General features: G+C 67.6%; 9 protein-coding genes. 4 read left to right on the top strand and 5 right to left on the bottom strand.

What is annotated here, in order from left to right; genetic code table 11:
• Nucleotides 1–612: 612 nt before the first annotated feature.
• Together ACFQ4H_RS34230 and ACFQ4H_RS34225 are read right to left on the bottom strand one after the other, a co-directional pair.
• Nucleotides 613–1,269 (bottom strand): response regulator, encoded by a 657-nt coding sequence (locus tag ACFQ4H_RS34230; RefSeq protein ID WP_377579340.1) that lies wholly within the window; start codon nucleotides 1,267–1,269, stop codon nucleotides 613–615.
• A complete protein-coding gene (locus ACFQ4H_RS34225; RefSeq protein ID WP_377579338.1) occupies nucleotides 1,262–2,410 on the bottom strand; it encodes a sensor histidine kinase in 1,149 nt (382 codons plus the stop codon). The genes ACFQ4H_RS34230 and ACFQ4H_RS34225 overlap by 8 nt, the downstream gene beginning before the upstream one ends.
• Before the next feature lie 109 nt (nucleotides 2,411–2,519).
• Between ACFQ4H_RS34225 and ACFQ4H_RS34220 the strand changes: the two genes are divergently transcribed.
• From ACFQ4H_RS34220 to ACFQ4H_RS34210, 3 genes are all read left to right on the top strand, one after another.
• Nucleotides 2,520–4,034: a serine hydrolase domain-containing protein gene (locus ACFQ4H_RS34220; RefSeq protein ID WP_377579336.1), complete on the top strand. Its 1,515-nt coding sequence runs from the start codon at nucleotides 2,520–2,522 to the stop codon at nucleotides 4,032–4,034.
• A 61-nt stretch (nucleotides 4,035–4,095) separates the two neighbouring features.
• Nucleotides 4,096–4,440, top strand: coding sequence for a hypothetical protein (locus tag ACFQ4H_RS34215; protein ID WP_377579334.1), 345 nt, complete (start codon nucleotides 4,096–4,098; stop codon nucleotides 4,438–4,440).
• On the top strand, nucleotides 4,437–5,096 hold the full coding sequence (locus ACFQ4H_RS34210; RefSeq protein ID WP_377579332.1) for a nucleotidyl transferase AbiEii/AbiGii toxin family protein: 660 nt from the start codon (nucleotides 4,437–4,439) through the stop codon (nucleotides 5,094–5,096). The genes ACFQ4H_RS34215 and ACFQ4H_RS34210 overlap by 4 nt, the downstream gene beginning before the upstream one ends.
• Nucleotides 5,097–5,109: 13 nt before the next feature.
• Here ACFQ4H_RS34210 and ACFQ4H_RS34205 read toward each other — a convergent pair whose 3' ends face one another.
• Nucleotides 5,110–5,862: a hypothetical protein gene (locus tag ACFQ4H_RS34205; protein WP_377579330.1), complete on the bottom strand. Its 753-nt coding sequence runs from the start codon at nucleotides 5,860–5,862 to the stop codon at nucleotides 5,110–5,112.
• Nucleotides 5,863–5,873: 11 nt separating this feature from the next.
• Between ACFQ4H_RS34205 and ACFQ4H_RS34200 the strand changes: the two genes are divergently transcribed.
• Nucleotides 5,874–6,545, top strand: a complete 672-nt coding sequence (locus ACFQ4H_RS34200) for a hypothetical protein (protein WP_377579328.1) — start codon at nucleotides 5,874–5,876, stop codon at nucleotides 6,543–6,545.
• Nucleotides 6,546–6,639: 94 nt separating this feature from the next.
• Here the strand turns inward: ACFQ4H_RS34200 and ACFQ4H_RS34195 are convergent, their stop codons facing one another.
• Both ACFQ4H_RS34195 and ACFQ4H_RS34190 read right to left on the bottom strand, forming a co-directional pair.
• Nucleotides 6,640–6,831, bottom strand: a complete 192-nt coding sequence (locus ACFQ4H_RS34195) for a DUF397 domain-containing protein (RefSeq protein WP_377579326.1) — start codon at nucleotides 6,829–6,831, stop codon at nucleotides 6,640–6,642.
• The gene (locus tag ACFQ4H_RS34190; protein ID WP_377579324.1) at nucleotides 6,822–7,631 is read right to left on the bottom strand and encodes a helix-turn-helix domain-containing protein; all 810 of its coding nucleotides are present in this window, start codon (nucleotides 7,629–7,631) and stop codon (nucleotides 6,822–6,824) included. Before ACFQ4H_RS34190 ends, ACFQ4H_RS34195 begins: the two co-directional genes overlap by 10 nt.
• Nucleotides 7,632–8,078: the final 447 nt, after the last annotated feature.

The raw sequence follows: 8,078 nt of genomic DNA, 5'->3' as shown, positions 1-8,078 counted from the left end.
AGGGCCGGACCCGCGAACACACCACCGGTGAAAGCCAGACCAGCAGCAGCAAGCACACCCTTACGAAGAATCGTGTTCATGACAAAGCTCCAATACAAGGGGGAAAGAACGCCTCCCACAGGGGGAAAGGAGAGACGCGGAAGCAACCCGCACACATCAGCGCGCGCCGCTCACCAGAAAAAGGGGGGAAAGAAAAGGAACGCCACACGCAACCCCGGACCAGGGGTGCGGGCGTAGACAAGATGTAACGACCAGCCAGCCGCCAACATTCCAGCCACCCGAAGACCATCACCACCGGGCCAGCCGAAGAGGCCACGCTACTCAGCCGTACGCGATATACAACGCCCCCACCCCCGCCAACATTCCGCGCCAACCCACCGAACAGCCAGTCGATCACCCCCGGAAACCGCCCAGACACGACCAGATCTCAGCCCGACTCCCTGAAGCGAACCAAGCCACCACTCGCGATAGCACAAACGACTCAGCTCGACAGGCAACCGCAGCATCCTCGCGCCACGCATCATCCGCGACCGCTCGGCACCCACCCCAGCTCAACGAACCACACAAAATCGGAAATCCGACCACATCCTGGCACCCCAGCGGACAACCGCGTCATCCGTCGGCGAGCCCCGACTCGTATCCAGCGATCACCAGTTGCGCCCGATCACGGGCGCCCAGTTTCATCATCAACCGGCCGATGTGGGTCTTGACCGTGCCACGGCTGAGGTGCAGATGTTGTTCGATCTCGGTGTTCGACAGCCCCCGGGTGATGAGGGTCAGTACGTCCCGTTCACGCGGAGTCACCCCGTCCAGCCGCCCTGACCCGCGTCGCGTCATCGGCACACGGGTGAACTCGGTGATGAGCCTCCGGGTGACGCTCGGGGCCAACAGCGCCTCGCCAGCAGCAACGAGCCTGATCGCGTCGAGGAGCCGGGGCGGTGGGGTGTCCTTCAGCAGGAATCCGCTGGCTCCGGCCCGTAGCGCTCGGTACACGTACTCGTCCAGATCGAACGTGGTCAGGACGAGCACCCGGGGTGGGTCCGAAGCTGCGGTGACCTGTTCCGTGGCGGCGATACCGTCCAGGTCCGGCATCCGGATGTCCATCAGCACGACGTCAGGTTCCCGGGCTTCGGCGAGTTCGACGGCCTCTCGGCCGGTAGCAGCCTCACCCACCACCGTCAGGCCAGGAGTGGCATCGATCAGGAGGCGAAGAGTGCCACGCAGCAGGGCCTCGTCGTCGGCGAGGAGTACGCGTACCACCTCACTCATCGTCGGAGACCGCCCGGGTGAACGGAAGCCGGGCACGGACCGCGAACCCACCGCCGGTCTCGAAGCCGGCCCGGAGCGCGCCGCCGTGCATCGCCACCCGTTCCCGCATGCCCCGCAGGCCATGGCCGGAGGGGCCATCCGTACGCCGGGTCGTCCCGTTATCGATGACGGCAACGCTCAACGCTCCGGGCTCGAGCACGATCGTGAGCCGACAGTGGGTCGGGCCGGCGTGGCGAAGCACGTTGGTGAGCGCCTCCTGGACGATGCGGTACGCCGAGGCCTGCACCGCCGCCGGCACCCGGGTCAGATCGTCCCGGTCGACGTCGACGGTGACGCCAGCGGCACGAACGTCCGCCACCAGCCGGTCGAGTTCGGTGAAGCTCGGTACGGTGTCCGCCGGGTCCCGCAACGCGCCGAGTACGACCCGCACGTCGTCGAGGGCACCGCGGCTGAGCCGCTCGATGGTACGGAGCGCAGCCCGTCCCTCCCCCGGATGGCTGTCCACGAGGTGGTTGGCGACGGCCGCCTTCATCGCGATCAGGCTGAGGTTGTGCCCGACCACGTCATGGATGTCCCTGGCGATGCGTAGCCGTTCCTCGGCCACCGCCTGGTCGGACCGCAGCTGGGCCAGTTGGGTGGTGTGCTCCCGTCGGGCGCGTACCGCACGGGCCAACACCCACGAGCCGGCGATGATCGTGGCGCTGTAGAGCAGGACCGGCACCGGCGTCGCCGTGAACGACTCCTCCCCCGCCCGGGACGCGATGATCGGCAGTCCAGGGACCGTGATGCCCACCAGACCTGCGGCCGTGATGGCGGCCAGGGCGCCGGAAAGTGCCAATCCGGCCCGCCGTACCGAGCTGACCAGCGCGACCGGATAGAGCGCGAATGCGATGGCCAGCACCACCGCGTCTCCCGCTACCCCCACGGCGATCGCCACCGTCCCGGCCGACAGCACGACGGTGAGTACCGGGACCGGCCAGCGTCTGCGTACCGCCAGTGGCAGCCCGAACAGCACGCCCAGGCCCCACACCAGCACCGGCACGCTGGGGGTCCGGAACACCGTGAAGATCACGAGGGCGACTCCCACCAGCGCGTCGCACGCCATCAGCTGTCGCAGCCCGAGCCGCCCCGAGGTGAGCACGTGGACACCGTATCCGCGCCCCGACGGCTGGACGTCGGACCACGGTCCGATCCTGCATTCGGCCCCTGCTCCGACGCGCGGAGCCGGTCGTCGAGCCGAGACTGCCGACATGTTCATGCGAACGCTCATCCTGGCCGGGGCGGCGGCGCTGGCCGTGCCGCTCACCCCACCGACTCCGACCGGGCCGCCGACCAACGTCGATGCCTCAGCCATCGACACCACCGTACGGAAGTATCTCGACGACACCGGGCTGCCCGGTGCGGCGGTGGCGGTGACCCGAGGGACCCGGGTCGTACACGCCACCGGGTACGGACACACACCCGACGGCGACCCGGTGACCGAACACACGCCGATGGCGGTGGCCTCGGTGAGCAAGTCGTTCACCGCGCTGGCCGTGATGCAACTGGTCGAGGCGGGCCGGGTCGATCTCGACGGGCCGGTACAGACGTACCTGCCGGAGTTCACGATGGCGGATCCCCGGGCAGCGGAGATCACCGTACGACAGTTGTTGGACCAGACCTCCGGCATGTCGGACACGACGTACCGCTCCTTCAGCCGCCGGCCGGTGCCGCGCTCGCTACGGGAGGCCGTGTCGATGATGCGTACCGCCCGGTTGGCCGCCGCCCCCGGCACGAGGTGGGAGTACCACAACCCGAACTTCCAGGTGGCGGCCCGCCTGGTCGAGGTGGTCAGTGGTCGCCCGTTCGCCGACTACCTACGGGAGCAGGTGTTCGCCCCGCTCGGGATGGCCGACAGTCGTACGCTCGATGTCGCGGCCGAGATGCCGTCGAGCGCGCGCGGACATCTGATGATCCTCGGGGCGGCGGTCGCCGTACCCGAACCGCCGGCCTTCGGTAACGGCTCGGGCGGGATGCTCAGTTCCGCGTACGACATGGCGGCGTGGCTGATCGCGCAGAGCAACCACGGTCGCGGCCCGGATGGTACGGCGGTCGTCTCGCCCGCCGGCCTGGCGGCGATGCACACCCCGTCCGCAGTATCCGGGTCCTACGCCCTCGGCTGGGACGTCGGCACGACCGCGGCCGGCGCACCGATGATCTCGCACAGCGGCGATCTGTTCACCTCCACTGCCTACCAGGCACTACTGCCGGCGTCCGGCTACGGCGTGGCAGTCATGGCCAACACCGGGCTGGCCTTCGGGGACGCCTCGGCCATCGCCGAGCGGATCATCGCCCTGCTGGAGGGAACGCCGATCCCCTCGGTGAGCACAGCACTCGTGGTCGTCGACGCGGTGCTGCTGGTGCTGGCCCTCGGTACGGCGCTACTCGCCGGCTGGGGAGTCCTGCGTTCCCGCCGCTGGGCCACCGGCCGGGCGCTGCGGCCGTGGACCTTCGTACGGCTGCTCGTCCTCCTCATGCCGCTGGCGCTGTTCGGATCCATCCACCGGATCGTCGGCGTGCTCTACCGGGGTCGGGACGTGGCGTGGATCCAGGTGCCGTACCTCTATCCGACGTTCATGGTCCTGCTGGCCACCGCGACCCTGGGATGCACCGTCGTGCTGGCGGCACGGGTCATCCGGCTCACCCATCGAGGTCAGCCCCGACCGGACGGGCCGACCGGTTCACCGAAGGATCCTCAGCTTCAGATAAGGCACAAAGCGGCATGAGTTGCCTATCGTGAGCAGGAGCGACACGCCCAGCCGGCGATGTTCGGGCTACCCTGAGGGCATGCGGGGCAACACCACGACCTTGGCCAGCGTCACCTACCTGGCCCGCCCGGGACGCCCGGCCGTCGTGACCCGGACGGTAGGCGAGCTGACCGGGCCGACTCAGGGCGTGGTGGAACTGCCGCTACGGCTGATGTGGAGCCCGGACCGCACCTTCGACCTGGCCGACCCGGACCAGTTGCTGTGGATGTACGAGAACGTGCTGCGCGAGACCACCCGGTGTGCGGACCTGCGGCAGCTGATCAACGGTGCCGTCCTGCGGCGGGTGTGGCCGGACCTGAACCTGCCCCACGGCGTCCGGCGGGCCTGGGAGAGTCGGCACCCCATACTGCGTCAGGTGGCATGACCACCACCCACGTCAACAGCTTCTACCGGGAGGTCGCCCGCGTCGCGCTGTCCGTCGCCGAGAAGCACCGGTTCGCACTCGGCGGCGGAGTGGCGTGGGTGGCACACGGGCTGGTATCCCGACCGACCGAGGACGTCGACCTGTTCGCCGACGTGGACGGGGCTGCGGCGGCGGCAGCAGCGGAGGTCCGGATCGCGTTGGAGTCAGCCGGCTTCGAGGTAATCGACGAGGGTCCCGACCTGGAACTCGCCGGCCTCTTCGCCGGGTTCGATCTCGACATGAAGGACTTCATCGTCGCCCGGGACGGCCGGCAACTGCGACTCACCCTCGGTCGCCTCGACCGGCACCGCAGCCCGGTCGTGATGGACCTCGGCCCGGTCATGCACGTCGAGGACCTGGTGGCCAGCAAGACCGCCGCGCTGATCAGTCGTCGTGAGGTACGCGACTACATCGACGTCGCCGCCGCGCTGGACCGGTATCCGGTCGGGCGCCTCATCGAACTTGCCCACCGGATCGATCCGGCTCTCGAACCTGACGACATCCGCGACGTCGGGCGCTATCTCGATCGGCTCCCCGACCAGCGGTTCGCCCGGTACGGCCTGAGCGTCCCGCAGGTGCGACTCCTTCGTCAGCAACTGGCCGCCTGGCCGCGCTGACCAGGGGAATCGCCTAGATCGACACGGCGTACCGCCCCTTCCTGCGGCGGACGTGCCCACGCCACCCGGCCAGCAAAGCAATGAGGGTCCAGCCAATACCGCCGTAGACGAGCATCCCCAACTTTCCGGTGGAGTCGACGCTGTCGGCATTTTCGAGCTCGACCACCCCGTCCGGGTCGACAAGCACGGCCAGCCTGTCGCCGACCCGGTAGCTGGGAGAGCTGCCCTGATAGATCAACTGTTCATCGAGCGGCCCGTTGCTGCCCTGAAGGTTGAACGCGTGCCGCTTCCCATTGACTTCGACGTCGGTGATGGTCACCTCTTGGCGGACGCCACGGGTCTCCAGCACCGCCTCGGGGGCAAGCTGCACCGACCCCACCAGGATGATCAGGGCCCAGACCATCGACAGGATGGCCAACCAGTTGGCCCGGTGCAGCAGGTAGACAGCCATCGAGAAGCCAAGGCAGAGAACGACCCCGGTCGCGATCGGGACCGCAGGCCAGGCGACCGTAAGGTAGGCAATGACCGTGTTCAGCCCGATGATGGCCAGGCCAAGCAGGGCCACCAGCAGCGTCGCTCCGACCGATCGGCCGGCTGACCAGGCTCCCGCCATGGGGACAGGGCGTGTCGGCTGGAACTGTGCTGGTGTCGTGGACATGACAAGATCGTAATGCCGGCCGGCAACCTGCCCGTACGGGCCTTCTCGCAGCTCAGAACAGGAACGATGTTGGGCGCGCATCGAACCTGAGGGGTTGCGCGAGCACATACCCTGTCCGCGTGAATCACCCCTCAACAGCGCCGCAGGCCGTCGTCAATGTCAACGGCCGACCACGCACCATAGCCAGGGCCACTCTCCGCCTCATCGCCGCTGCCGTGGTGATGGCGCTGGTCGCGGCCGGCACGTTCGCCTGGTGGCTGTTCAGCTTCACCGGAGCGATCTCACACACTGACGCAGGCATCGTCGGCAGCGGGCCCCTGCGCGACGAAACCCAGGTGCAACTCGCGGCCGGTGAGCGGTACCTCGTCATCTACGAGGCGCGGTACGACGGACCCAGGCGTAAGAAGCGGGCATCGGGCCGTTTCGAGTCGGTCATCACGGCGCAGAACGTGAAAGTGACCGCCCCGAACGGACAGGCTGCGGGCGTCGGGGTGCCGAAGGATGCCACGTACCTCTGTATCACCGAGCTGTGCCGAGAACCGATCGCCGAGTTCACCGCCACCGAGGCCGGCACCTACCAGGTCACCACCGCAGCCAGCAGGGAAGACGTCCGGCACAGCGCACAGCGCATCATCGTCGCTGTCGCTGCCGAACAGGAGAAGAGCCGCACCGATACGGGTGGGCTCGCCACCACCGTTCTGGTCGCCGCTATCGGGTCGGCGGTTGCTGCCCTTGTCCTGGCGGCGCTGGCCATCGTGCGCGGTCTGCGGGGACGCCGTACAGCCAGTTGACCGGTCGCCGACGGCGGGTCCGCCTCGAAGGCGAAGCAAAGCGCACACGTCTGTGCCCTCACCCCGATTCGGGGTGAGGGCACAGATCGGTCGGTCAGTCGCGCGCGGTCAGGTCCCCGATGAACTCCCGCCAGGCCTGCGGGCCGAAGAGGAGCACCGGCCCTGACGGGTCCTTGCTGTCGCGTACGCCCACCACACCCGGCAGATTGCCAGCGACCTCTACACAAGCGCCGCCGTTGGTGTTGCTCCGCGTGCTCTTGCGCCAGATGGCACCGGTCAGGTCCATGTCTCCGCCACTTCCTTTATCAGCTCTAGGGACTGCTGGTGAGACAGCGCATCGCCCCGGATCGACTCCCACAGTTGGACCGCGACCTTCACGTCGTCCGGGCGGTCGAAGATCTGGCAGTTGAGCTGCCCCTCCTCATAGACGATATCCTCTCCCGTCGGTGGGGTGGCGATCACGAAAGGTCCGTTGAGGCCGGCGTACGCCTCGACCGACAGGGGCACGACGTGGATGCGCACCCGGGGCATCGTCTCGGCGACCTTCACCAGGTGCAGCAACTGCTCACGCATCACCGCCCGGCCACCGATCCGACGACGCAGCACGAACTCGTCGATGACGGCGGTGAACAGCGGGGGCTTGTCGCGGGTGAGGATGTCCCGCCGCTCCAACCTGGCCGTGACCTGCTGCTCGACGTCGTCGTCGAAGAGCAGCCCCGGCTTGGACAGCAACGCCCGGGCGTACGCCTCGGTCTGCAACAGACCGGGCACGAACAGCGGCTCGAACCAGCGCAGTACGGTCGCCTCATCCTCGATGATGGCCCACTCCCGGAACCAGGCCACCACGGTCTCCCGGCTGATCCGCCGATGGATCCGAGCGAACAGACCATTGGTGCCGAGCACCGCGTCGCAGCGCTTCGCAAAGTCGACACTCGGTCGGCGCTCGCAGTTCTCTACTTTGGTCACCAGAGCCGTCGAATAGTTGATCGCTTCGGCGAGTTGCGCCTGGGTCAATCCAGCCTCGGCGCGGGCGACCTTCAATTCTTCCGCAAACAGTTCGAGTATGGGCGACAGTGCCACGGACATCCTCCGTACAAGTGGGAGACAGCATCACTGACCTGCACACGCGCTGACGTTCGACGCGTTTTCCATTCCAGACGGTAGTGCCACGGGCACCAAAACGCATCAATCAATCGCGACGGTCAAGCAAAGTTGGCCAACAGCGAGCACAATTCGCCTCAGGAAGCTGCGGGAGATATCCCCGGGTCCCTCGCTTAACGGGTACGGCGCTAGGAAGTACGGCAGCAGAACGGCCGGTGGCCGGGGCCCTGGCTTGAGGGTCCCGGCCACCGGCCGTTCACGTCACTTCGTATGTCAGCTGTTGGCCGGTCGGGCCGGGTCAGCTGTTGTTCCAGTGCTCGGCCACCAGATCAGCAGCCTGGGTCTCCCACTGCGCGTAGTGGAACGGGAACGCCGACACCTGAACCTTCTGCGCAGCCTCCGTCAACGGCATCTTCTCCCAACCGTCAACCT

It is taken from the genome of Micromonospora sonneratiae (genome assembly GCF_042679305.1).
Lineage (GTDB): Bacteria > Actinomycetota > Actinomycetes > Mycobacteriales > Micromonosporaceae > Micromonospora_H > Micromonospora_H sonneratiae.
The sequence above is the reverse complement of the archived record's forward strand: the minus strand, read 5'-3'. Positions and strand labels throughout refer to the sequence as shown.

Bases quoted from the DNA above. Each gene is read 5' to 3' on its own strand.
- ACFQ4H_RS34190 (WP_377579324.1), bottom strand. From the start codon at position 7,631: ATGTCCGTGGCACTGTCGCCCATACTCGAACTGTTTGCGGAAGAATTG.
- ACFQ4H_RS34230 (WP_377579340.1), bottom strand. From the start codon at position 1,269: ATGAGTGAGGTGGTACGCGTACTCCTCGCCGACGACGAGGCCCTGCTG.
- ACFQ4H_RS34195 (WP_377579326.1), bottom strand. From the start codon at position 6,831: ATGGACCTGACCGGTGCCATCTGGCGCAAGAGCACGCGGAGCAACACC.
- ACFQ4H_RS34210 (WP_377579332.1), top strand. From the start codon at position 4,437: ATGACCACCACCCACGTCAACAGCTTCTACCGGGAGGTCGCCCGCGTC.
- ACFQ4H_RS34215 (WP_377579334.1), top strand. From the start codon at position 4,096: ATGCGGGGCAACACCACGACCTTGGCCAGCGTCACCTACCTGGCCCGC.
- ACFQ4H_RS34220 (WP_377579336.1), top strand. From the start codon at position 2,520: ATGTTCATGCGAACGCTCATCCTGGCCGGGGCGGCGGCGCTGGCCGTG.
- ACFQ4H_RS34205 (WP_377579330.1), bottom strand. From the start codon at position 5,862: ATGTGCTCGCGCAACCCCTCAGGTTCGATGCGCGCCCAACATCGTTCC.